Annotated in this window: 21 protein-coding genes and 1 pseudogene; 12 read left to right on the forward strand and 10 right to left on the reverse strand. The window is 72.4% G+C overall.

Features of this window, described 5'->3' with window-relative positions; translation table 11 throughout:
• Positions 1-248: 248 nt before the first annotated feature.
• The 4 genes from ACWEN3_RS16295 (at position 249) to ACWEN3_RS16310 (ending at position 4005) form a co-directional block, all read left to right on the forward strand.
• Positions 249-989: a VOC family protein gene (locus ACWEN3_RS16295; RefSeq protein WP_452970788.1), complete on the forward strand. Its 741-nt coding sequence runs from the start codon at positions 249-251 to the stop codon at positions 987-989.
• Between the two features lie 267 nt (positions 990-1256).
• Positions 1257-2243 (forward strand): aldo/keto reductase, encoded by a 987-nt coding sequence (locus tag ACWEN3_RS16300; protein ID WP_452970790.1) that lies wholly within the window; start codon positions 1257-1259, stop codon positions 2241-2243.
• A gap of 99 nt (positions 2244-2342) precedes the next feature.
• On the forward strand, positions 2343-2993 hold the full coding sequence (locus tag ACWEN3_RS16305) for a helix-turn-helix transcriptional regulator (protein ID WP_452970792.1): 651 nt from the start codon (positions 2343-2345) through the stop codon (positions 2991-2993).
• 43 nt (positions 2994-3036) lie between these two features.
• Entirely contained in the window at positions 3037-4005 is a 969-nt protein-coding gene (locus tag ACWEN3_RS16310; RefSeq protein ID WP_452970794.1) for a threo-3-hydroxy-L-aspartate ammonia-lyase, read from the forward strand.
• Positions 4006-4194: 189 nt separating this feature from the next.
• Here ACWEN3_RS16310 and ACWEN3_RS16315 read toward each other — a convergent pair whose 3' ends face one another.
• Positions 4195-4980 carry an SDR family NAD(P)-dependent oxidoreductase gene (locus ACWEN3_RS16315; RefSeq protein ID WP_452970797.1) on the reverse strand — a complete coding sequence of 262 codons (786 nt, stop codon included), beginning with the start codon at positions 4978-4980 and terminating at the stop codon, positions 4195-4197.
• Positions 4981-5141: 161 nt separating this feature from the next.
• Here ACWEN3_RS16315 and ACWEN3_RS16320 point away from each other — a divergent pair, with 161 nt between their 5' ends.
• Both ACWEN3_RS16320 and ACWEN3_RS16325 read left to right on the forward strand, forming a co-directional pair.
• Positions 5142-5777, forward strand: a complete 636-nt coding sequence (locus ACWEN3_RS16320; RefSeq protein ID WP_452970800.1) for a TetR/AcrR family transcriptional regulator — start codon at positions 5142-5144, stop codon at positions 5775-5777.
• A 130-nt stretch (positions 5778-5907) separates the two neighbouring features.
• Positions 5908-7359 carry a WGR domain-containing protein gene (locus ACWEN3_RS16325; protein WP_452970801.1) on the forward strand — a complete coding sequence of 484 codons (1452 nt, stop codon included), beginning with the start codon at positions 5908-5910 and terminating at the stop codon, positions 7357-7359.
• A 10-nt stretch (positions 7360-7369) separates the two neighbouring features.
• Here the strand turns inward: ACWEN3_RS16325 and ACWEN3_RS16330 are convergent, their stop codons facing one another.
• A complete protein-coding gene (locus tag ACWEN3_RS16330; protein ID WP_452970803.1) occupies positions 7370-8935 on the reverse strand; it encodes a glycerol-3-phosphate dehydrogenase/oxidase in 1566 nt (521 codons plus the stop codon).
• Entirely contained in the window at positions 8932-9543 is a 612-nt protein-coding gene (locus tag ACWEN3_RS16335) for a TetR/AcrR family transcriptional regulator (RefSeq protein WP_452970806.1), read from the reverse strand. The genes ACWEN3_RS16330 and ACWEN3_RS16335 overlap by 4 nt, the downstream gene beginning before the upstream one ends.
• Before the next feature lie 121 nt (positions 9544-9664).
• On the opposite strand from ACWEN3_RS16335, the gene ACWEN3_RS16340 reads away from it, so the two are divergent.
• The 4 genes from ACWEN3_RS16340 (at position 9665) to ACWEN3_RS16355 (ending at position 13262) form a co-directional block, all read left to right on the forward strand.
• On the forward strand, positions 9665-11257 hold the full coding sequence (locus ACWEN3_RS16340) for an FAD-binding oxidoreductase (protein WP_452970808.1): 1593 nt from the start codon (positions 9665-9667) through the stop codon (positions 11255-11257).
• A gap of 34 nt (positions 11258-11291) precedes the next feature.
• Positions 11292-12191 carry a YegS/Rv2252/BmrU family lipid kinase gene (locus ACWEN3_RS16345; protein WP_452970810.1) on the forward strand — a complete coding sequence of 300 codons (900 nt, stop codon included), beginning with the start codon at positions 11292-11294 and terminating at the stop codon, positions 12189-12191.
• Positions 12192-12237: 46 nt separating this feature from the next.
• Positions 12238-12822, forward strand: coding sequence for a DsbA family protein (locus ACWEN3_RS16350; protein WP_452970812.1), 585 nt, complete (start codon positions 12238-12240; stop codon positions 12820-12822).
• A gap of 86 nt (positions 12823-12908) precedes the next feature.
• Positions 12909-13262 carry an NUDIX domain-containing protein gene (locus ACWEN3_RS16355; RefSeq protein ID WP_452970814.1) on the forward strand — a complete coding sequence of 118 codons (354 nt, stop codon included), beginning with the start codon at positions 12909-12911 and terminating at the stop codon, positions 13260-13262.
• Positions 13263-13286: 24 nt separating this feature from the next.
• Here ACWEN3_RS16355 and ACWEN3_RS16360 read toward each other — a convergent pair whose 3' ends face one another.
• Positions 13287-13658 (reverse strand): thioesterase family protein, encoded by a 372-nt coding sequence (locus ACWEN3_RS16360; RefSeq protein WP_452970816.1) that lies wholly within the window; start codon positions 13656-13658, stop codon positions 13287-13289.
• A 190-nt stretch (positions 13659-13848) separates the two neighbouring features.
• Between ACWEN3_RS16360 and ACWEN3_RS16365 the strand changes: the two genes are divergently transcribed.
• Positions 13849-16332 (forward strand): ATP-dependent Clp protease ATP-binding subunit, encoded by a 2484-nt coding sequence (locus tag ACWEN3_RS16365; protein WP_452970818.1) that lies wholly within the window; start codon positions 13849-13851, stop codon positions 16330-16332.
• A 2-nt stretch (positions 16333-16334) separates the two neighbouring features.
• On the opposite strand, the gene ACWEN3_RS16370 is transcribed toward ACWEN3_RS16365, so the two are convergent.
• From ACWEN3_RS16370 to ACWEN3_RS16385, 4 genes and pseudogenes are all read right to left on the reverse strand, one after another.
• Positions 16335-16823, reverse strand: a complete 489-nt coding sequence (locus ACWEN3_RS16370) for a GreA/GreB family elongation factor (protein ID WP_452970820.1) — start codon at positions 16821-16823, stop codon at positions 16335-16337.
• A 318-nt stretch (positions 16824-17141) separates the two neighbouring features.
• Positions 17142-17236: pseudogene (locus tag ACWEN3_RS16375) on the reverse strand.
• Positions 17237-17356: 120 nt separating this feature from the next.
• The gene (locus ACWEN3_RS16380) at positions 17357-17947 is read right to left on the reverse strand and encodes a YdeI/OmpD-associated family protein (RefSeq protein ID WP_452970824.1); all 591 of its coding nucleotides are present in this window, start codon (positions 17945-17947) and stop codon (positions 17357-17359) included.
• Positions 17948-17998: 51 nt separating this feature from the next.
• Positions 17999-18892 carry a phosphorothioated DNA-binding restriction endonuclease gene (locus tag ACWEN3_RS16385; protein WP_452970826.1) on the reverse strand — a complete coding sequence of 298 codons (894 nt, stop codon included), beginning with the start codon at positions 18890-18892 and terminating at the stop codon, positions 17999-18001.
• A gap of 123 nt (positions 18893-19015) precedes the next feature.
• On the opposite strand from ACWEN3_RS16385, the gene ACWEN3_RS16390 reads away from it, so the two are divergent.
• A complete protein-coding gene (locus ACWEN3_RS16390) occupies positions 19016-19570 on the forward strand; it encodes a YciI family protein (RefSeq protein ID WP_452970829.1) in 555 nt (184 codons plus the stop codon).
• A gap of 55 nt (positions 19571-19625) precedes the next feature.
• Here ACWEN3_RS16390 and ACWEN3_RS16395 read toward each other — a convergent pair whose 3' ends face one another.
• Both ACWEN3_RS16395 and ACWEN3_RS16400 read right to left on the reverse strand, forming a co-directional pair.
• On the reverse strand, positions 19626-20237 hold the full coding sequence (locus ACWEN3_RS16395) for a hypothetical protein (protein ID WP_452970832.1): 612 nt from the start codon (positions 20235-20237) through the stop codon (positions 19626-19628).
• Between the two features lie 216 nt (positions 20238-20453).
• A complete protein-coding gene (locus ACWEN3_RS16400; RefSeq protein WP_452970834.1) occupies positions 20454-21800 on the reverse strand; it encodes a chloride channel protein in 1347 nt (448 codons plus the stop codon).
• Positions 21801-21842: the final 42 nt, after the last annotated feature.

A 21842-nucleotide genomic window follows, 5' to 3' on the forward strand; every position in this document is an offset into this window, starting at 1 on the left:
ACCGCGGACAGCGCCGCGCCCAGACGCGGATGACGCTCAGGGAGAACGAACAGCAAGGCATCGTCGGCCATGTCATGACACCCGTCTCGGAGAAGTCGGTCAGGGACGTCATCACCATCCCCTCAGAATGCGCTCTGCCCGCATCCGCATCGCCCACTCACCCAGGAGCGGGGTTGGTCCGACCCGCCGCCTGGCGCCCGCCGCTTCCTTGGACAGCGGTCGACCGTCGGGCACATAGGATCGCCGGCATGGCGCTGCGACCCGTACAGGTGAACATCAAGGCTCTTGATGCCCCGGCGGTCGGCCGGTTCTGGGCGGAGGCGCTCGGCTGGTGTGCTTACAGCCCCGGTGTGACCACCTATGTCGGACCCGGCGGCGGCCTCGTCTGGCCGGACCCGGTCGCCGTCTGCGTCGACGTCGTTCCCGTCCCGGAACCCAAGACGACAACGAAGAACCGTGTGCACCTCGATCTCGCCACCACCTCGGCGGCCCATCAGGCGGACTTGGTAGCGCGCCTGAAGGCCGCCGGTGCGACGCCCGCCCATGTGGGCCAGGGCGACGTGCCGTGGACGGTCCTCGCCGACCCGGAGGGCAACGAGTTCTGCGTGCTGGAGCCTCGGGAGGTCTACCGGGACACCGGGCCGATCGCCGCGGTGGTGGTCGACTGCGCGGATCCGCGGGCCATGGCCCGGTTCTGGGGTGAGGCGATGGACTGGACCGTGCGCGAGGTGACCGACGATCAAGCGGTGTTGCGCTCCGCCAAGGGTGTCGGCCCGTATCTGGAGTTCCTGCGTACGCCCGGCGTGAAGCCCGTGCCGGACCGCGTCCACCTTGACCTGCTGCCGTACCCCGGGGACGACAAGGCGGCGGAGGTGGCCCGGCTGCGGTCCCTCGGCGCCACCGACCTCGACCTCGGCCAGGGCGACGTCCCGTGGACGTGCCTGGCCGACCCGGAGGGCCACGAGTTCTGCGTCCTCGCGCTGTCCTGACGCGGAGCCTTGACGGCACCTCGACACGTGAGCCTTGTGTGCTCATGCGCCATGACCGCGCTGCGGAACGGCCGGTTCAACGAACCGTGTCACTACGACGAACTCGCCTACGTCGGGGGCCTGTTGGCCGAACTCGTCGCCCTCCCCAGGGACCGCTGACGGCTTGGCCCCCGATGCCCGGCCGTCCCCGCCCGGCGTCACGATCCCCGATACGATCATGGTCCGCGGCACGACCGGCGGCACCACATCGACGAGGGGAACGGAACGATGGAGTACGTCAAGCTCGGCACGAGCGGCCTGGAAGTCTCGCGTCTGGCACTGGGCTGCATGAGCTACGGCGTCCCCGACCGGGGCCCGCACCCCTGGACCCTGGACGAGGAGGCCGCCCGTCCGCTGATCCGCCAGGCGCTGGACGCCGGGATCACCTTCTTCGACACCGCGAACAGTTACTCCGCCGGCACCAGCGAGGAGATCGTCGGCCGGGCGCTCGCGGAGCTGACCCGGCGCGAGGACGTCGTCATCGCCACGAAGGTCTACTTCGAGGTGGCCACGGGCGCGGCGCGCAGCGACCGCCCCAACCGGTCCGGCCTGTCCCGCAAGGCCGTCATGACCGAGATCGACGACAGCCTGCGGCGGCTCGGCACCGACTACGTGGACCTCTACCAGATCCACCGCTTCGACCACGGCACCCCCGTCGAAGAGACGATGGAGGCCCTGCACGACGTGGTCAAGGCGGGCAAGGCCCGCCACATCGGGGCGAGTTCGATGTACGCCTGGCAGTTCGCCAAGCTGCAGCACACCGCCGAGCGGCATGGCTGGACGAAGTTCGTCAGCATGCAGAACCACTACAACCTCCTCTACCGGGAGGAGGAGCGCGAGATGCTTCCGCTCTGCGCGGACCAGGGCGTCGGCGTCATCCCGTGGAGCCCGCTCGCCCGGGGCCGGCTCACGCGCGACTGGGACGCGACCAGCGCCCGCAGCGAGACCGACACCTTCGGCGGCACCCTCTACCAGCCCGACGACAAGCGCATCGTCGAGGCCGTCGCCGCGATCGCCGAACGCCGTGGCGTGCCGCGCGCCCAGGTGGCCCTGGCCTGGGTCGCCACCCGGCCGGGTCTCACCGCGCCCATCATCGGCGCGACCAAGCCCGACCACATCCCGGACGCCGTCGCCGCCCTCGATCTCCGGCTCACCGACGAGGAGGTCCAGCAGCTGGAACAGCCGTACACGGCCCGGGGGATCAGCGGCCACTGAGACCGTCCGGGAGGCAGAGCCCTCATATGCCCTGGACAGAGCCGGACCATCTCCTTAGTCTCATTGTCCAGAAATAGAAAATGAGACCAAGGGGGGCGGGTGGGCGACACGGCCGCGGACGAACACCTCATCCGGGAGGCCGAGAAGATCGCGGTCGCCCTGGGCCGGATGTTCCCGGGCCTGTGCGAGGTGGTGCTGCACGACCTGCGGGATCCGCGGCACGCGATCCGCGCGATCGAGAACAATCTGTCGGCCCGTCAGGTCGGCGAGCCCGCAACCGAGTTGGGGCTCGCCCGCATCGCCGACCCCGATTACCCCGGCGTCGTACAGAACTACCCCAACCGGTTCCCCGACGGCCGCCCGGCGAAGAGCACGTCCATCGGCATCAAGAACGCCGCGGGGGAGTACATCGCGGCGCTCTGCCTGAACCTCGACGTCTCCGTCCTGTCGCCCGTGACGCTCACCCTGACGAACCTCGTGGCCACGGACACCGAGCACCAGGGCGGGCCCCTGGAGACCCTGCGGGACCGCAGCGCGCGCGAGCTGCGCCGGACGGTGGAGACGCTGTGCGCCGAGCGCGCCGCGACCCCCCGGACGCTGAGCCGCGAGGACAAGAAGACGCTCGTACGACAGTTGTACCGCGACGGCTACTTCGACTCGCGCGACGCGGCGCGGACCATCGCGGACCTCCTCGGTGTGTCCCGGGCGACCGTCTACAACTACGCGAAACCGCCGTCCACGCCGGCGTGAGGCGGAAGGACGGAAAGACGAAGCACGAAAAGAGGAGTTCTCCATGGCCGCCGCCCTGCCCGTGACCTTCGACGACGTCCGTGCGGCCGCCGCACGCCTCGAAGGTGTCGCCCACCGCACCCCCGTCGTCACCTCGCGCACCCTCAACGCCCGCGTCGGCGCCGAGGTGTTCATCAAGTGCGAGAACTTCCAGCGCGTGGGCGCCTTCAAGATTCGCGGCGCCTACAACGCCGCCGCCCAGCTCTCACCGGACCAGCTGGCCAAGGGCATCGCCGCCTACTCCTCCGGCAACCACGCCCAGGCGATCGCCCTCGCCGCCCGCGAACTGGGCACCAGCGCCGTCGTCCTCATGCCCGAGGACGCCCCCCGCGCCAAACGGGAGGCCACCGCCGGGTACGGCGCCGAGATCGTCACCTACGACCGCTACACCCAGGACCGCATCGCGCTCGCCCAGGCGCTGGCCGACGACCGGGGCCTGGCACTCATCCCGCCCTACGACCACCCGCACGTCATCGCCGGGCAGGGCACCGCAGCCCTCGAACTCCTCGGGGAGACCGGCCCGCTCGACGCTCTCGTGGTGCCCGTCGGAGGCGGCGGTCTCATCGCGGGCAGCGCCGTCACGGCCAAGGCGCTGCACCCCGGCATCCGGGTCGTCGGCGTCGAGCCCGAAGCGAGCGACGACACCAAGCGCTCGCTCGAGAGCGGCGCACGCGTCACCCTGCCCCAGCCCCGCACCATCGCCGACGGCCAGGCCCTGCCCACCCCGGGCGAGATCACCTTCGCCGTCAACCAGCGCCTGGTCGACGGCATCGCCCTGGTCGACGACGCCGAGATCGTCAGCGCCATGCGCTTCGCCTTCGAGCGCCTGAAGATCGTCCTCGAACCGAGCGGCGCCACGGGCCTGGCCGCGCTCCTCGCCGGGCGCATCGACGACCTGCCGGCCCGCGTCGGCGTCATCGCCTCCGGCGGCAACATCGACATCCAGCGATTCACCGAGCTGCTGAGCGACTGAACCCCGGGCGCGCGCCTGCCTGTTACGGGGAAGGTGTGTGTCGAGTCCCGGCCGGATCGTGGCCGATCTGCCCGCCGAGTGCGGGGTGCGGCCTCCTCTCGCGGCGGCCCGGCGGACCAGCTGGTGGCCCGTTCCGTGGACGGCATGGCGATGGGCGGCTCGCCCGAACTGCCGTAGCCGGGTGCGGAGTCAGAAGTGGGTGCCGCCGTCGACGCGGATCTCCGTGCCGGTGATGAACCTGCCGTCCTCGGAGCCGAGCATCGCGACGACGGACGCCACGGTCTCGGGGCCGGCGAACCCCTGGCCGAGCGCCGGTGCGAGCTTGGCGAACAGGCGCATGTCGGCGTCCTCGGGCAGCCCCGGGCCGGCGCTCTGTCCGCTGGCCCCGCTGCCGTCGGTCATGCCGGAGGAGATGGAGCCGGGCTGGACGGCGGTGAAGCGGATGCCCCGCCCGGCGTACTCGGCGGCGAGGGCGTGCGTCATCGACTGGATGCCGCCCTTGCTCGCCGCGTAGGCGGCCATGTACGGGTGCGCGAACGCGGCCGAGGTGGAGCTGAAGTTGACGACCGCCGCGTCGCGGCCCTCCAGCAGAGCCGGCACGGCCTCGCGGATCACGAGGAACGTGCCGACGAGGTTGACCTGCAGGACGCGGGTGAACTCCGCCAGGCTCGTCTCGTGGGTGTGCGAGGAGCGCAGGATCCCGGCCGCGTTGACCAGCACGTCCAGGCCGCCGAGCGCGGCGGTCGCGGCGGCGACACCGTCGCGCACGGAGGTCTCGGCGGCGATGTCGACGACCAGCGTGGTGAGCCGGTCCGTGTGCGCGCCGGCCTTCTCCACGGTGCCCTTCAGGCCCCGTTCGCTCACGTCCGCGGCCACCACCGTGCCGCCCTCCGCGAGGATGCGCAGCACGGTGGCCTGCCCGATGCCCGAGCCGCCCCCGGTGATCAGTACCCGGCGGCCGTCGTAGCGGTTCATGTCTTCTCCTGCCCGGCCCAGCCGACGTTCCGCGGGGCCTGTGTGACGCCGGTTCTCCTGCTGACGGCGTCCTCGATGGACTTCACGTTACGCCTAAGTGGCACGGTTTGCCATCACGTCACAGCGTGCCACCAGGAAAGCGCGGGCCGTACCCTTCTGGAGTGAGCACCAAGCCGCCCTCCTCCCTGACCGAGCGCCGCAAGGCCGCCACGCAGCTCGAGATCGCGCACGCGGCGGCCGACCTCTTCGCCGCGCAGGGGCCGCACGCCACGACGGCCGAGGAGATCGCCCGGCAGGCCGGCGTCGCGCTGCGGACCTTCTACCGCTACTTCCGCTCGAAGCAGGACGCGGTGAGCCCGCTGCTCGCGGACGGCGCCGACCGGTGGCGGGCGCTGCTGGAGGCGGCGGAGCCGGGAACCGAACTGCCCCGGGCGCTGGAGGCGGCGGTGGAGCGGTCGCTGGCGGCGCCGGACGAGGAGGCCGCCCGTGCGCTGCTGCGGACACGCGGACTCCTGCGCGCGGCCGCCGACGATCCCGCGCTGCGCGCGGTCTGGTACCGCGTCAACCAGGAGTCGGAGGAGCGCCTCGTCCCGGTCGTCGCGCGGCTCGCGGACGCACGCCTCGAAGAGGTGCAGGTGCGTCTCGTCGCCGCGGCGGCCACGGACGCGATCCGGATCGCCCTGGAGACCTGGGCCGACACGGACGCGGACGTCAGGGGCGAGGGCTCCCCGGCCGCACTCGCGATCCACTGCCTGCGTCAACTCCTCGGCGGAATGGGCCCCCTGACGCAGAGCTAGCGCCTTTCCGGCGCACGGCAGACCGGGCTCGCGGCCGCCGACCGGCCGGTTGTCAGTGCCCCCACCTACGGTGTGAGCAGTGAGGACCTGCGGGAACACCCGCCGGTCCGTCCTTGGGGAGGGGTGTGCCATGTCTGCGGGGTCCGCGGTGTCGAGGACGTATCTGGAGCTGTCCCAGGAGGGCGGCGGGGCCCACAAGTTCTACGAGGTGACCGTGGACGGCCAGGTCGTGACGGTGCGGTACGGACGGATCGGCGCCGACGGGCAGACCCAGACGACGACGTTCCCCACCCCGGAGAAGGCGCGGGCCGCCGCCGCGAAGAAGGTCGGGGAGAAGGTCCGCAAGGGGTACGCCCCGGCGGTCCAGGGGCAGCGCGCCCCGCGTTCGGTGACCAGGCGTCAGGTCAGCTCGGCCCCCTCCACCGCGCGGGCGGTCGCGCCCGTGCTGTGGCGGTTCCGCACCGGCTCGGCCGCGTTCGGCATCCATGTAGACGACGAGCACTGCTGGGTGGGCAACCAGGCGGGCGACGTGTACACCCTGGACCACGAGGGCGCGGTCCTGGCCCGCTTCGGGCTGCCGGACGGCGTGAAGTGCCTCGTCGCCGACGACTTCTGGATCTACGCGGGCTGCGACGACGGCAAGGTCTACGACCTCTCCTCCAAACTGCCGTTCGCCGCCTACGACATCGCCGCCGATGTCGACATCTTCTGGCTGGACATCCACGAGGGCGTGCTCAACGTCTCGGACCGCGACGGCCGGCTCACCGTCATCGACCACGAGGACGAACACCAGTGGGCGCGCCGCAGCCAGGGCGAACACGCCTGGATGGTCCGTGCCGACGACCGTGCCGTCTACCACGGTCACCTGCGCGGCGTGACGGCCTACGCCCCGGACGGAACCGGGGAGTTGTGGCACACGCCCACCCGCGGCGGTGTGCTGTTCGGCTGGCAGGAGGACACCGCCGTGTACGCGGGCACCGGGCACCGCGTGGTCCAGCGCCTGTCGAAGGCCACCGGCACGGTCGAGGCGACCTACGCCTGCGACGGCGCGGTGTACTCGTGCGCCACCTCGTCCGGCGGACGGTTCGTCTTCGCCGGGGACGCGGCCTCGTCCGTCTACTGCTTCGACCAGGACGGCACGCGGCTGTGGAAGCTCGGCACGGGCGGCGGCTCGGCGCTGTCGATGCAGTACCGCGACGAACGGCTGTACCTGGTGACCACGGACGGATCGCTGGTGTGCGTGGACGCGAGCGAGGCCGCCATCGCCGCGGCCCAGCAGGGCACGGTGCCGGTGGCGCGGGACGTGAAGCTCGCCGCCGCCCTGCCGACCTACGCCCCGGCCACGGCCGTGGGCGCGGTGGCCACCGTGGCGCAGGCGCCCGCCGGAGCGGTCGTCGTCGAGTGCGTCCGGGAGGCCGGCCGGCTCCGGGTGCACGTGGTGTCGGACGGCTACGACTCCGCCTGGAACGTCCAGTTCCCGCGGGCCATACGCGAACCCGGCGTGCGCTACGTCGTGGACGCTCTGCACCCGGCGGCGGGCGGCTTCTACCGGGTGCGCGGCGACATCAGGCGCCTGGTGTGAGGGGCCGCCGTCAGAGGTGAGCCGCCTCCGCCAGGACCTCCCGGGCGGCCGCGAGCACCGCGTCGCGGTCCTGCGGGACCAGGCCGATGCGGGTGCGCCGGTCCAGCAGGTCGGACTCGTCGAGGGCGCCCTCGTGGCGGACCGCCCAGAGGAGTTCGGCGCGGGTGACCGGGTGGCCGGGCAGCACCGGCGCGGACAGCGACGGGTCCTCGGCCGCGAGCGAGTGCACAGCGACGGCCTCGGTGCCGTACCGGCGGACCAGACGGCGCGGCACGGGCAGGGCGCGCAGCCGCTCGGGCCTAGCGGCGCCGACCAGCGGCAGCGCGGCCGTGGTGGAGGCGCGCACGGACAGACCCCGGGCCTCGGTCGCGGCGTCCACCGCGTCCTGCGCCATCCGCCGGTAGGTGGTGAGCTTGCCGCCGACCACGGTGGTCACACCGTCGGGCGAGGTCAGCACCGCGTGCCGGCGCGAGATGTCGGAGGTGCGGGCCTGCGCGCCGCCCGTCGAGGTGTCGAGCAGCGGGCGCAGCCCGGCGAAGGCGCCGACGACCTCGTCCCGGGCCACGGGCGTGTCCAGCACCGACCCGAGGACGTCCAGCAGGAAGCCGATGTCGGTCTCGGGCACCTCGGGCACGTCGGGTATGCCGCCGTCGACCGGCTCGTCGGTGAGGCCGACGTAGACCCGGCCGTCCCCCTGGGGCAGGACCAGGACGAAGCGGTTGGTCTCGCCGGGGATCGGGATGTGCAGGCCGGCCGGCAGGGTGCCGAGCCGTTCGGAGCGCAGGACCAGATGGGTGCCGCGCGAGGGCCGGATCCGGATGCCGTCGACGAGGCCGCCCGCCCACACCCCGGCCGCGTTGATCACCGCGCGGGCCCTGATCTCGCCCTCCTCGCCGGTGAGTTCGTCACGGACCCGGGCGCCCCCGCCGGTCAGCTCCAGCACCCTCACCCGCGTCAGGACACGGGCACCGTGCGCGGCGGCGGTCCGGGCCAGGGCGGTCACCAGCCGGGCGTCGTCGGTGACCCGCCCGTCCCAGGACAGCAGCCCGCCGCGCAGCCCCGCCGTCCGCACCGAGGGCGCGAGATGCCGCGCCTCCGTCGCCGAAAGGCGGCGCGGGGCGGGCAGCACCTGGCGCGGCGTCCGGGCGGCCAGCCGCAGCATGTCGCCGGCCCGGAACCCGGCCCAGGCCAGCGAGGTCTGAGCCCTCGACACCAGCGGGGTCAGCGGCAGCACGAACGGCTGGGCGGCCACGAGATGCGGGGCGGTACGGGTCATCAGCACCCCCCGCTCGACCGCGCTCTCGTGCGCCACGTCGAACTGCGCGGACGCCAGATAGCGCAGCCCGCCGTGGATGAGCTTCGAGCTCCAGCGGGACGTGCCGAAGGCCAGATCGTGGGCGTCCACCGCGACGACGTCCAGGCCGCGGGCGGCGGCGTCCAGGGCGGCTCCGGCCCCGGTGGCGCCGAGCCCGACGACCAGGACGTCGGCCACCCTGCCGTCCACGGCCTCGGCGAGTTCCCGGGTGCGCCGGCGTGCGCTGAGGGACGAGCCGGGTACGGCCTCGGTGTGGCTCATGGCGTCAGGGTCCTCTCCAGGAGGGTGCGCAACTCACCGAGGAAGGCGGCGGAGTCCAGCTCCGGATCCTCCTCGTCGGTCATCGTGCGCAGGGACAGGGTGAAGGACTGCACGGTCAGCAGCAGGGCGCGGGCCTGCCGCTCGATGTGGCCGGGGCGCACGGATCCGTCCGCGTGCCCCTCGCGCAGGGCATCGGCCAGCAGTGCCAGCAGCGCCTCCTGGCTGGCCCCGCGCCGGTCGAGCACATAGGGCAGGAGCAGTTCCGGATCGACGTCGATGATCTTGCGGAAGAGGGGATGCGCCCGGAACGCCTCGACCCCGGCCACCATCCCCTCCACGATCCGGGTGCGCGTGTCCGTACCGGGGGCGGGTGCGGGGATCGAGCGGCCGGCCACGCCGATCCACTCCCGGGTCATCAGATCGCCCACCAGGGTCCGCAGGTCCGGCCAGCGCCGGTACAGGGTCATCCGGGACACGCCGGCGCGGCGGGCCACGTCGGCGAGGGTGGTGCGGCGGACCCCGACGGCGAGCACGCAGTCGCGTACCGCGTCGAGCACGGGATCGCTGTCGCTCCGGCCGTCCGAACCGTTGTGACGAATAGGCGTCATGTGTCACAGTGTAACGCCCCGGGGGCCGGACGGAAGCAGCAGACCGTCACCGTCGCCCGGCGCACGGCCGAGAAGCCGTCGCGCGAACCGAGCACACCGACCTTGTGAGGACGACCGTTCAATGGACATGCTGTGGAACGGCTGGGGCGACCCGGCCAAGGCGGCACCGCTGCCCGAGACGGTGACCGGGCTGCTGCGCGACCTGTTCGGCGTCAAGCCGCGCACCACCCCCGCGCTCGCCCTCGAGGACATCCGCCTGCCCGGGACCACGGCCGACCCCGCAGCCCTGAAGGCGCTCGCCGAGGCCGTCGGCGGCGACGAACACGTCCGCACCGACCCGGAGAGCCGCATCCGGCACACCCGCGGCAAGTCCACCCCCGACCTGCTGCGCCTGCGCGCCGGCGACGTCTCGGACGTACCGCAGGCCGTGGTCCTGCCCGCCTCCCACGACGAGGTCCTCGCCGTACTGCACGCCTGCGCAGCGCACGGCCTGGCCGCCGTCCCCTTCGGCGGCGGCACCTCCGTCGTCGGCGGACTCGCCCCCGAGCGCCGCGCGTTCGTCGCCCTGGACCTGCGCCGCATGAACGGCCTGCTCGACCTGGACCCCGTCTCGCGCACCGCCGTCCTCCAGCCCGGCCTGCGCGCCCCCGAGGCCGAGGCGCTGCTCGCCGAACGCGGCTTCACCCTCGGCCACTTCCCGCAGTCCTTCGAATGGGCCACCATCGGGGGATTCGCCGCCGCCCGCTCCAGCGGACAGGCCTCCGCCGGGTACGGCCGCTTCGACGAGATGGTGCTCGGCCTCACCCTGGCCACCCCGCAGGGCACCGTGGAATCGGGCCGCGCCCCCCGCTCCGCCGCCGGGCCCGACCTGCGTCAGCTGATCCTCGGCTCGGAGGGCGCCTTCGGCGTCATCACCTCCGTCACCGTACGCATCCGCCCCCTGCCCGAGGTGCGCGTCTACGAGGGCTGGCGGTTCGCCTCGTTCGAGGAGGGCGCCGCCGCACTGCGCAGGCTCGCCCAGGACGGGCCCCGGCCGACCGTGCTGCGCCTGTCCGACGAGACCGAGACGCTGATCGGCCTCGCCTCACCCGACGCGATCGGCGCCGGGCTCGCGCGGAGCGACGCAGGATGCCTGGCGATCACCGGCTACGAGGGCACGCCCGAGGACACCGCGCAGCGCCGTGAGCAGGCGGCCGCCGTCCTCACGGCCTGCGGCGGCATCCTGGTCGGCACGGAACCCGGCGAGCGCTGGGCGCACGGCCGCTACTCCGCGCCCTATCTGCGCGACGCCCTCCTCGACGTCGGCGCCTTCGCCGAGACTCTGGAGACCGCGGCCTTCTGGTCCCGCGTCCCCGACCTCTACGCGGCCGTCCGCACCGCGCTGACCGACACCCTCACCGAGGCCGGCACCCCGCCCCTGGTGATGTGCCACATCTCCCACGTGTACGAGAACGGCGCCTCGCTGTACTTCACCGTCGTCAGCGCCCAGGGCGAGGACCCGGTGGCCCACTGGACCCCCGCCAAGCACGCGGCCAACGAGGCCGTGCTCGCCGCCGGCGGCACCATCTCACACCACCACGGGGTGGGCACCGACCACCGCGACTGGTATGTCAGGGAGGCCGGAGAGCTGGCCGTCGACGCGCTGCGCGCCGTCAAGCACCGGCTGGACCCCGACGGGCTGCTCAACCCCGGTGTCCTGCTGCCCACCGACTGACCCCACGAGACCCGCCTGCCCCGGAGGCACACCGATGCGACAGTTCACCGCCGTCGTCAACCCGACCGCGGGCGGCTCCACCGCGGCGGCCACGCTACTCCAGGTGGCCCGCCTGCTCCGGGAGGCCGGGGCCGGGCTGGAGACCGAGTACAGCCACAGCCTGGCCCATGCCCAGGAGATCGCCCGCCTGGCCGGCGAGCACGGCCGGATCGTGCTCGCCGTCGGCGGCGACGGCATCGCCGGCGGCATCGGCGGCGCGCTCAGCGGCACCGGAACCGTCCTCGGACTGGTGCCCGCCGGGCGTGGCAACGACTTCGCCCGCGCCTTGGACCTGCCCGCCGACCCCGCCGCGCTCGCCGACATCCTGCTGCACGCCGAGCCGAGGCCCGTCGACACCATCGAGGTGGAGTCGGCCGTCCACCGGCGCACGGTCGTGCTCGGCAGTGTCTACGCCGGTGTCGACGCGCTGGCCAACCGGCACGCCAACCACGCCCGCCTGCTGCGCGGCGCCGCCTCCTACTACGCGGGCGGCCTGCGCGCCGTCACCACCTGGCGACCGGCCGACTACCGCGTCACCGTGGACGGAGAGGAGTACACCCACCGCGGCTACACGGTCGTCGCCGCCAACTCGCCCTACTACGGCTCCGGCCGGCTGATCGCCCCCGGCGCACGGGTCGACGACGGCCTGCTGCACGTCGTGATGATCCGGGAGGCACCGCGCCGGCTGTTCTTCGCCCTGATGAACGAGCTGAAGACGGGCGCCCACATACGCCGCCCGGAGGTGCGCGTCCTGCGGGGCAAGGAGCTGCACATCGAGGCCGCCCGTCCCGTCCCCTACGGCGCCGACGGCGAGGTGGAGGCCACCCTGCCCGTGACGGTACGCGTACGGCCCGGAGACCTGCCGGTGCTGTACCGGCCGGGCGTTCCGTCCTGACCCGTCCCCGTTCGTGCGGCCTGTGGTTCCGTGCCAAGCTCGTCCCATGACGCCCGCCAACACCACAGGCGCCGACGGCAGCACGCTCTACTACGGAGACCCGGACGCGCCCCATGCGCTCCAGGTCTTCCTCGAACTGCGCGACCCGGCGAGCCACCGCATGGCGGACAGCCTGCTCGGCGCCATCCGCCAGGGTGCCGACAAGGGCGACTACGTCGTCAGGTTCCACTTCGCCGCGACCATGGACGACACCGTCGGCGGCAGCGGCTCCCGGACGGCACTGGGCGCACTCGCCGCGGCGGGCGACGAGGGGCAGCGGCAGTTCATCGCCTACCTGGCGGCCCTGTTCGCCGCTCAGCCCTTCCCGCCCGGCGACGACCGGTTCTCCGACACCTCCGTACTCCTTTCGCTGGCCGGCAAGGTGAACGGCTTGCGCTCCCCGGACTTCGACCGGAAGGTCACGGACGGCACCTACCTCACCTGGGCCGGGCGGTCGGTCGGCACCTTCGACTCCTTCGGCGTCGTGGGCACGCCGGTCGTCTGGTACGACGACACCGTGATCCCCGTCGTGAAGACCGACGGAGGCCCCGCCGTCACACCGCAGGAATTCCTCTCCAGGATCCCCGCATAACCACGGCGCATCACCCCCCGGCGCCTGGGTAGGCAAGCAGCACCCGGCCGGACGGCCGGCAGGTGAGCGGGGGAGAGGTGGCTGTCATGGCGCTGGAGCAGGCCGAGGGCGTGGTGCTCGCGGTCGTCGTGTACGACGGACGGGTGCTGCTGGTGCGGTCGGCCGACGGCTGGACACTGCCGTCGGGCACTCCGGAACCGGCCGAGACGGCGGCGGCCACCGCGGCGCGTGTCGTGTACGAACGCACCGGCTACCTCGTCGACGGCTCCGCGACGCTGGACGCGACCTCGGCGGTGGTCTGCCAACTGCTGAGCGAGGACCCGTCCGGGGGCGCGAGCCTGGCGCCGGACCACATCCGCTGGACACCGATCGCGCAGACCGCCCAGGTGGCGCTGCCCACGGTCGTACGCGACTACCTGCGAGGGCACACGCCCGTGTGAGCAGAAACCCGGGGTGGCCCCGGGTCAGCGGTCCGCCACGGGTTCCGGCAGGGCGGCGAGGAACCGCTGCCGTTCGACGATCGCCCGGTCGATCTCGCCCTCCGCCACGAGCCGGCCCGCGCCGTCGACGGCCCGCACCACGAAGGTCAGCCGCCGGCCCGTCACGGCGGTCGGCGGCTCGGCGGTCACCTCGACCCGGCCGCCGACCCGCGTCGCACCCAGATGCCGGACCCGGACCGCGGTCCCCACCGTCGTCTCGCCCGCCCCGGTGAACGGCGCGGCGGCCCGCACCGTCGCCGCCTCCATCCACGCGATCAGCCGCGGGGTGGCGAGCACGGGCACATCACCGCTGCCCACCGTGAGCGCGGTGTCGGCATCGGTCACTTCGTGGCGCATCACCCCACGCTAGCGCCGGGGAGACAAGGGGGAGACATCGAACGAGGCGGCCGGCGCGCGGCGTACGAACTGCGGAGTCGGCGGTGCCGCGCCATGCTGGAACGGTCGACCGCCCGGCCCCGCCTCCGCTTGCGGGGCACTGGACGTAGGGGTTCAGTGAACACTGACCCCTTGCGCACCAGGAGCTGTCATGTCGATGTCGTTCGGCGCACCGTTCGGTTCACAGGATCCCTTCAGTGAGTTGTTCAGTCGGTTCTTCGGGATGTCGCCGGCGTCCTCTCCTCCCGCGGTGCAGCGGGTGCCGATCGGACGGCTCCTGACGGAGTCGTCGCAGGAACTGCTCAACCTGGCCGCGCAGAAGGCAGTTGAGGACGGAACGTCCGACCTCGACACCGAGCACCTGCTCTGGGCGGCGACGAAGGTCGACCCGTCGCGCCGGCTCCTGACGCAGGTGGGGGTCGATCCCGACACGCTGGCCAACGAGATCGCCAAGGTCCTGCCGCACGAGGCCGGCGAGCCCTCCGCGCAACCGGGTCTCACCCCGGCGGCGAAGCGCACGCTCGGCGCCGCCTACGCCCAGTCCCAGGCGGCCGGGGTCTCCTACATCGGACCCGAGCACATCCTCAGCGCGCTGCTGGGCGACAGCGACACCGGAGCCGCCCGGATGCTGCGCGCCGAGGGCCTGGACACCAAGAAGCTGACGGGCCTCGCCGAGCAGGCGTCCCGCGCCGACGGCCAGCCCGCCGAACGCAAGCAGCCGGCCACGACCCTGGACGAGTTCGGCCGGGACCTGACGGAAGAGGCGAAGGCCGGCAAGCTCGACCCGGTGGTCGGACGGGCCGAGGAGATCGAGCAGACCGTCGAGGTCCTGTCCCGGCGCTCGAAGAACAACCCCGTGCTCATCGGCGAACCCGGCGTCGGCAAGACCGCCATCGTCGAGGGACTGGCCCAGCGCATCGTGGCCGGCGAGGTCCCCGACACCCTGAAGGACAAGAGGGTCGTCGTGCTCGACCTGTCGGGGATGGTGGCCGGCGCGCAGTACCGGGGCCAGTTCGAGGAGCGGCTGAAGAAGGTCATCGAGGAGGTCCAGGCGGCCAGCGGGGACATCATCCTGTTCATCGACGAACTGCACACGGTCGTCGGGGCCGGAGCGACCGGCGAGGGCGCCATGGACGCGGGCAACATGCTCAAGCCCGCACTGTCGCGCGGCGAACTCCATGTCGTCGGTGCCACGACCATCGACGAGTACCGCAAGTACGTCGAGAAGGACGCCGCCCTGGAACGCCGGTTCCAGCCGGTCATGGTCCCGGAGCCGACCGTGGAGGAGACGGTCCAGATCCTCGAGGGGCTGCGGGACGCCTACGAGGCGCACCACCAGGTCCGCTTCGACGACGGAGCCCTGGCGGCCGCCGCCGAACTGTCCGACCGCTACATCACCGACCGTTTCCTGCCCGACAAGGCCATCGACGTGATGGACCAGGCCGGTGCCCGGGTGCGGCTGCGCAGCGCGGGCCGGTCCACCGAGGTCGTCAGCCGCGAGGACCACATCGCCAAGCTCCGCCGCGAACTCGAACAGGCCGTGTCCGCCGAGGACTTCGAGAAGGCCTCCGAGCTGAAGCGGGAGATCGCCGGGGTGGAGGGCGAACTCGCCGGGATCGAGGAGCGCCGGGAGGGCGTCGTCTCCGTCACGGCCGCCGACGTCGCGGACATCGTCTCCCGCCGCACCGGCATCCCGGTCTCCCAGCTCACCGCCAGCGAGAAGGAGAAGCTCCTGAAGCTGGAAGAGGAGATGCACGACAGGATCGTCGGCCAGGACGAGGCGGTCACCGCGGTGTCCCAGGCCGTGCGCCGCAACCGCGCCGGCATGGGCGACCCGAACCGCCCCGTCGGATCGTTCCTGTTCCTCGGCCCCACCGGTGTCGGCAAGACCGAACTCGCCAAGACACTCGCCGCCCTGCTGTTCGGCGAGGAGGACCGCATGATCCGGTTCGACATGAGCGAGTTCCAGGAGAAGCACACCGTCGCCCGGCTCGTCGGCGCCCCTCCCGGATACGTCGGCTACGAGGAGGCGGGCCAGCTGACCGAGAAGGTGCGCCGTCAGCCGTACAGCGTGGTCCTGTTCGACGAGGTGGAGAAGGCCCACCCCGACGTCTTCAACACGCTGCTGCAGATCCTCGACGACGGACGTCTGACCGACGCCCAGGGCCGCACCGTCGACTTCCGGCACTGCGTCATCATCATGACCTCCAACATCGGCGCGCACCGCATCCTCGACCACAAGGGCGATGTGTCCGACCTCAAGGACGAGTTGATGGACGACCTGCGGGGCCGGTTCCTGCCGGAGTTCCTCAACCGCATCGACGACATCATCATCTTCCACGCGCTCACCGAGACGGACCTGTCGCAGATCGTCGACCACCTGCTGGACCAGAGCAAGCACCGGGTGCGCGCCCAGGGCATGCGGCTGGAGGTCACGGAGTCCGCCAAGAAGCTGCTGATCGCGCACGGCCACCAGCCGGAGTTCGGCGCCCGTCCGCTGCGGCGCACCATCCAGACGGAACTCGACAACCGCATCGCCACCCTGCTGCTCAGCGGCGAGGCCGAGCCCCGGGACACCATCGTCGCCGACGTGGTCGACGACTCCCTGCACTGCTCGGTGCGGAAGAACGACTGACGCTACGCGGATCCGCCCGTGGTGTCGCCCGGCTCCCCGATCGACACCACGACCGCGCTCGTGTGCCCGTCCGGCGTGTCGTACTGCACGGTGTCTCCCGAACGGCGCCCGAGTAGCGCACGGCCGAGCGGGCTGTCGGCGGTGACCAGGTTCTGGTCCAGCGCCTCGGCGACCTCGCCGATCTGCAGGGTCTCCGTCGAGCCGTCCTCGAAGCGAACGGTGACGGTGCTGCCCACGCCGACCGCGTCGGTGCGCGCGGGACCGGCCAGATCCGCCTGCTTCAGCCGATCGGTGATGTCCGCGATACGGCGGTCGAGGCGGTCCAGCTGATCGGCCCGCTGCAACTCGTCGGCCTGGTCGGCCTGATCGCCCACCTGGGAGGTGTCCTTCAGCGTTCCGGCGACCAGCCCGCGCTCGTCGCGCAGATCGGCCAGCTCTTGCTCCAGCGCGCGACGGGCCTCGGCGCTGATCGGCTCGGGGGCACCGGTCATTCCTGCTCCTCTGTGCCGGCGGGGGCTTTCCTTCCGCATCGTAAGCGGTGGAGAGGTGGAAGATCCGGAGATATCGTAATCGTGCGTGTTTTCCGGATTCATCCTCTCTTCTTCCGCACCCACCAGGAGGTTCCCATGTCCTCGAAGCGACGTCGCAAGAAGAAGTCCCGCGCCAAGCACGCGGCGAACCACGGCCGCCGTCCCCAGTCCTGACTTCGGCGGGATCCGGGGCCAAGGCAGCCGTCAGGCGCTTCGCCGACGCCCACTGACCACCAGCCGAGCGGCGTCACCTGTGCCCTGCCGGCTGCCTTGGCCCAGCGGAGAGGGCAGGATTTGAACCTGCGTGGACCTCATGGATCCGACCTCGAGACGTTGCTCGCCGGTCCCCGATGAACCGCTCCGGGCACCTCTCCTCGCTCCCGGCCCCGCGGTCTCCCGCTGCGCCGTTCACATGGACAACAGTGTCAGCGGCCACTGACACCACGCTGACGCGCCGCTGACGCGTTCTGTGCCGGCGGGTCGGTCCGCGTGCGTCAGGGATGGAGCTTCCGGTGCTCCGCGAGCATGGCGACGAACTTCGCGATGCGCGCGGCACGGGTCTCCGGCTTCTTCGCGTCCTGGACGCGGTGCAGGATCGCGTACCGGTTGTGGCCGTCCAGGGTGGTGAAGAAGGCGGCCGCCTCCGGTACGGCGTCCAGGGCCGCCCGGAGGTCGTCCGGGACCGTCGCGCTGCTCTGACCGGCGTACGCCGCCTCCCAGCGGCCGTCCGCCCGGGCCTTCTCCACCTCTCGCAGACCGGCCGGCCGCATCCGGCCCCGCTCGATGAGCGCGGTGGCCTTCTGCCGGTTGACCTGGGACCACTTGCTGCCCGGCCGGCGCGGTGTGAAGCGCTGCAGCCAGTGCCGCTCGTCCAGCTTCTTCTTCTGCCCGTCGATCCAGCCGTAGCAGAGCGCCGACTCCAGTGCCCCCGCGTAGTCGACGCCGCCGAGTCCGGAATCCTTCCGGGGGATCTTCAGCCACACACCCGTGACGTCCGCGTGGTTCTCCTCCAGCCACTCCTCCCACGCCTCCTGCGTGGCGAAGCCGAGCACCGGATCCGTCGACTCCCGTGATCCACCAGACATGGACCTCATGAAATCCCAGCCCCGCGGCGGGGTCAATCCGGATTCCCCGGGTCAGGCCGCGGCGGCGGGACGCGGTGTGCCGTGGAAGACCTGTCTGGTGTGCCAGTCCCGATGGGCGGCGGCGACAGGGCGCGTGCCCGGCTGGGGGCCGACGAGCGGCCGGCCCGCGAGGGCGGTGACGTGCTCGCGGGCAGCGGCGCTGTGGCCGACGAACTGCTGCGACACCAGGATGCGGTGACCGTCACCGACGCCGAGCACGCCCTTGTCGAACAGCTTGTGGTGCAGCGAGCACAGACACAGCCCGTTGTCGACGTCGTCGGGGCCGCCGAACGCCCACCAGCGCACATGCGCCGCCTCCAGCCCGACCGGAACCGCGCCGATCCTGCCGTCGTAACCGCAGAAGGCACACCGGTACTCGTACGCGGTCAGCACCGACTCCCGCATACGACGGTCCCGTTGACGCCGCGCGGACGAGAGCCGGGCGGTCTCCAGGGGCTCCAGCTCCAGGCCGAGCGCCTCGCACAACTCGCCGTGGAGCGAGGGCGGGAAGTGCAGGTCCAGCAGCAACCGCGCAAGCCGGCCGAGGAGATGCGGTTCGCGCCCCAGCGCGGTCCGCAGCTCCGGCGCCAGCCGTCCGGTGGCGCCCGTCGCCCGGAGATCCCGTACCCCGGTTCCCGGGCTGCCCTGCCCGCGCTCGGTGCGCACCTCCCACACGCCGTCGTTGACGAGATGGTGGAACGGATAGGCGGGCGTGGTCCGGTGCGGCGGACCGTACTCCGTCAGCAGCCGTCGCAGGTCCTCCTCCACGGCGGTGTACCGCAACTCGTCCTCGGCGTCCCGCTGGAACCGGCCGAGCGCGTAGAGGAACAGCAGCGGTTTGTGCGGGGCCCGCGTCCCGCTCCTGGTCCACTGCCTGAGTGTCGCGGCGCGCTCCATCCAGTCCATGGCCGGTGAGCGTAGCGGGGCGCCTCCCGACGCCCTTTGCCCGCAGGGGGATTGGTACCACCGAGTTCCCAGGGGGCGGAAAAGGGTGTGAGGGCGCGGTGGGTGGTGGGCGAGAGTGTGCGCATGGAATTCCTCTGCTACCACCGCGACCGGCCCGGCTCCCTGGCGTTGCGCGACGAACTGCTCGAGGAGCACTGGTCCTACATGGACCGGTTCGACAAGGAGATGATCGCCCGGGGGCCGACCCTCGCCGACGACGGGGACACGCCCACCGGCAGCGTGCACATCGTCGACGTGCAGGATGCCGCGGCGGCACGCGCGTTCGCCTTCGACGAGCCCGGCTACCAGGCCGGCGTGTACCGGGACGTGCTGCTGCGCCGATGGCGCAACACGCTGGGCCGGACCATGTGGGAGTTCCCCGGTGGCCGGACCGGCGGCAGCCGTTACCTGGTGCTCGGACTCGGCTCCGGCGAGCCCGCCGACCTCACCGTGCCGGCCGGACGGCAGGACGAGCTGATCGCCTACGGACCCCTGCTGTCCGACGACGGCACCGCCTGGCTCGGTACGGCGGCGCTGCTCCGCGCGCCCGGCGCGGACGCCGCACGCACCGTCCTGACCCCGGACCGCTATGCCGACATCGAGGTCCACAACTGGCAGTTCGGCGGGCGCCGGACATGACGACCGGCCGCCCGGCACGGGGCCGCAGCCAGATGCCCCGACGTCCCCGTCCGCGTCACGCCGTCTCCGACCGGCCCTCGGCGGCAGCCGTCGCCTGCGCCGGACGGGGAACGGTGTAGTAGACGGAGTTGCCCTGCTTGACGCGCTGGGCGTGGTTCCTGGCCACGAGGTTCTCCAGGGTGGTGCGTACGACCTTGGTCTGGACGTCCCGGTCGGCGTGCGCGCGTCCGAGTGACTCGGTGACCTCCGTGGCCGAGCGGGGTTCGGTCTGCTCCGTCAGGTGCCGGCGGACGAGTTCGACCAGGGTGGGCCGAGTCGCCTGCGGGGTCTCCTTCTCGGCGGACCGCTTCCCGGGGCCGGCCTGTGCCTTGGTGTCCTTTGCCTTGGAGTCTTTTCTCGCCGCCTTGCGGGCGCCGGGCGCGGCCGCCGTCTTCTTGCGCGGCGCGGGCACCACCGCTCTGCCGGTCGCCGAGGCCGCGACGCCGAGGGCCTGCTGCATGCTCAGCAGCACGGCGTGGTCGTGCTGAAGAGTGGCCAACTGCTCCTGCAGTGCGGCGATTTCGGCGCTGATGCGCTCCTGCTCCTTGAGGTTGTGTTCGAGGTCGGTGGTCACCTGGCTGACGTACTGCGAGGTCAACTCGGTGACGGGCGCGGAGTTCTCAGGCATCTTGCCCTCCGTTCGGAAGAGTGGGGCATGCCGGGCATCTGGATGATACGGGTGGCTCGGTCTTTTTCCGCCGAGACCGAAGGGGAAGCATCCGAACCGGGAACAACCGGCTTGCACCGGGAACGGCCCGGGGCGTGTCCGTGGGGTGCCTGGTGGCCCGCGCCTACGACACCGTCACCGTCCCCGCGACGGGGCACGCGTCCGGGCCCGGTGGGCTCATGCGCGGCCCTGCCCCGACTGCTCCGGTTTCGGACGGCGCAGGGCCAGGAGACGGCTGGTGAGCAGCGCGACGACCGCCGAGAGGACGATGAGGGGCATCTGGTCGTAGGCGTCGTGACCGAGCAGCAGGACGGCGAGGACCGAGCTGGTGATCGGCAGCCCGGTGACGACCGTGGCCGCCGCCGTCACCCCCAGCGCGAACCCGGCGGTGACCCCGAGCCCGGGCAGGCCCGAGCAGGCCACACCGGTCGCCACGCCGATCAGGATGGACGGGAAGATGGGGCCGCCGCGCAGGCTGCCCAGGCTGATGCCCCAGGCGAGCGCCTTGCAGGCGACCAGCGCCACCAGCGCGAGCACGGACCATGCGTGGGGGGTTTGAGCGAGCTGTCCGAGCGTCACCTGCCCGGACAGCGCCGCCTCCGCGGGCGAGCGGCCGGTGAGCAGGGCGTACGCCGTCACGCAGCCGCCGACGGCCATGGCGCACAGCAGCGTGCGGACCGCCGTGCTCTTGGCGGAGGTCCACCGGTTGGTCCGTTCGCCCAGACGGTGGGCCGCGGTGACGATCGCGGCGATCAGTACCGCCGCGGGCAGGCCCCACAGGAAGTCGCCCGCGTCCGGTTTGGTGTCCGGCGGCACCGTCGGCAGGGTGAGCGCGCCGATCGACAGGCCGGTCCAGTGGCCGAAGCCGGTGAAGACGAGCGCCCCGGCCCCGCTGGCGGCCAGGCAGGGCAGCAGCAGGAAGGCGAGCCGGGGCCCGGCGAGTCCCGTGGCCTCGACGACCATGATGGCGGCCACGACCGGTCCGCCGAGGATGGTGGAGATCGCCGCCGTGGACCCCGCGGTGGCCACCACCGACGTCGAGGGCTGATCCACCGTGTGCCGCCGCAGGGTATGCAGACCGAGCAGGGCGAGCGCGGAGCCGACCGCCATCAGCGGCGCCTCGGGTCCGAGGGTCACGCCCAGCGGGAGGGTCAGCACGGCGGCCAGCACCACACCCGGCAGCGCGCGCGGGCCCACGGGCTTTCCGCCCAGCCCCCGCACCGGGATGTGCCCGCCGCCCCCGGGCATACGGGTGACGATCGGGGCGAGGATCAGCCCGGCCAGCGTCAGCGCGGGCAGCGGCCACCACCAGGGGGCCTGCCCGAGTCCGAGCGCGTGCGGCAGCTTCTCCCACACCTGGTCCTGCAGCCAGCGCTGGAAGGAGACGAAGAAGAAGCAGGCGACCGAGACGGGTACGCCGAGCCACAGCGACAGCAGCAGAACCCGGAGGTAGTCCCGGCCCAGCAGGGTCCGCCCCGGGTCGGCGGCGTCCGAGGTCGGGGGCTGGGTGGCCGGGCGGGTCACGCGCGCTCCCCCTCGGGCACGTTCGCGCCGCCTGCCGCCCGT

It is taken from the genome of Streptomyces sp. NPDC004561 (assembly GCF_053602155.1).

Coding starts and splice junctions, on each gene's coding strand:
- ACWEN3_RS16390 (WP_452970829.1), top strand. CDS start 19,016: ATGGAATTCCTCTGCTACCACCGCGACCGGCCCGGCTCCCTGGCGTTG.
- ACWEN3_RS16370 (WP_452970820.1), bottom strand. CDS start 16,823: ATGACCGGTGCCCCCGAGCCGATCAGCGCCGAGGCCCGTCGCGCGCTG.
- ACWEN3_RS16325 (WP_452970801.1), top strand. CDS start 5,908: ATGTCTGCGGGGTCCGCGGTGTCGAGGACGTATCTGGAGCTGTCCCAG.
- ACWEN3_RS16315 (WP_452970797.1), bottom strand. CDS start 4,980: ATGAACCGCTACGACGGCCGCCGGGTACTGATCACCGGGGGCGGCTCG.
- ACWEN3_RS16330 (WP_452970803.1), bottom strand. CDS start 8,935: ATGAGCCACACCGAGGCCGTACCCGGCTCGTCCCTCAGCGCACGCCGG.
- ACWEN3_RS16345 (WP_452970810.1), top strand. CDS start 11,292: ATGCGACAGTTCACCGCCGTCGTCAACCCGACCGCGGGCGGCTCCACC.
- ACWEN3_RS16355 (WP_452970814.1), top strand. CDS start 12,909: ATGGCGCTGGAGCAGGCCGAGGGCGTGGTGCTCGCGGTCGTCGTGTAC.
- ACWEN3_RS16365 (WP_452970818.1), top strand. CDS start 13,849: ATGTCGATGTCGTTCGGCGCACCGTTCGGTTCACAGGATCCCTTCAGT.
- ACWEN3_RS16385 (WP_452970826.1), bottom strand. CDS start 18,892: ATGGACTGGATGGAGCGCGCCGCGACACTCAGGCAGTGGACCAGGAGC.
- ACWEN3_RS16360 (WP_452970816.1), bottom strand. CDS start 13,658: ATGCGCCACGAAGTGACCGATGCCGACACCGCGCTCACGGTGGGCAGC.
- ACWEN3_RS16300 (WP_452970790.1), top strand. CDS start 1,257: ATGGAGTACGTCAAGCTCGGCACGAGCGGCCTGGAAGTCTCGCGTCTG.
- ACWEN3_RS16380 (WP_452970824.1), bottom strand. CDS start 17,947: ATGTCTGGTGGATCACGGGAGTCGACGGATCCGGTGCTCGGCTTCGCC.
- ACWEN3_RS16335 (WP_452970806.1), bottom strand. CDS start 9,543: ATGACGCCTATTCGTCACAACGGTTCGGACGGCCGGAGCGACAGCGAT.
- ACWEN3_RS16395 (WP_452970832.1), bottom strand. CDS start 20,237: ATGCCTGAGAACTCCGCGCCCGTCACCGAGTTGACCTCGCAGTACGTC.
- ACWEN3_RS16310 (WP_452970794.1), top strand. CDS start 3,037: ATGGCCGCCGCCCTGCCCGTGACCTTCGACGACGTCCGTGCGGCCGCC.
- ACWEN3_RS16340 (WP_452970808.1), top strand. CDS start 9,665: ATGGACATGCTGTGGAACGGCTGGGGCGACCCGGCCAAGGCGGCACCG.
- ACWEN3_RS16350 (WP_452970812.1), top strand. CDS start 12,238: ATGACGCCCGCCAACACCACAGGCGCCGACGGCAGCACGCTCTACTAC.
- ACWEN3_RS16295 (WP_452970788.1), top strand. CDS start 249: ATGGCGCTGCGACCCGTACAGGTGAACATCAAGGCTCTTGATGCCCCG.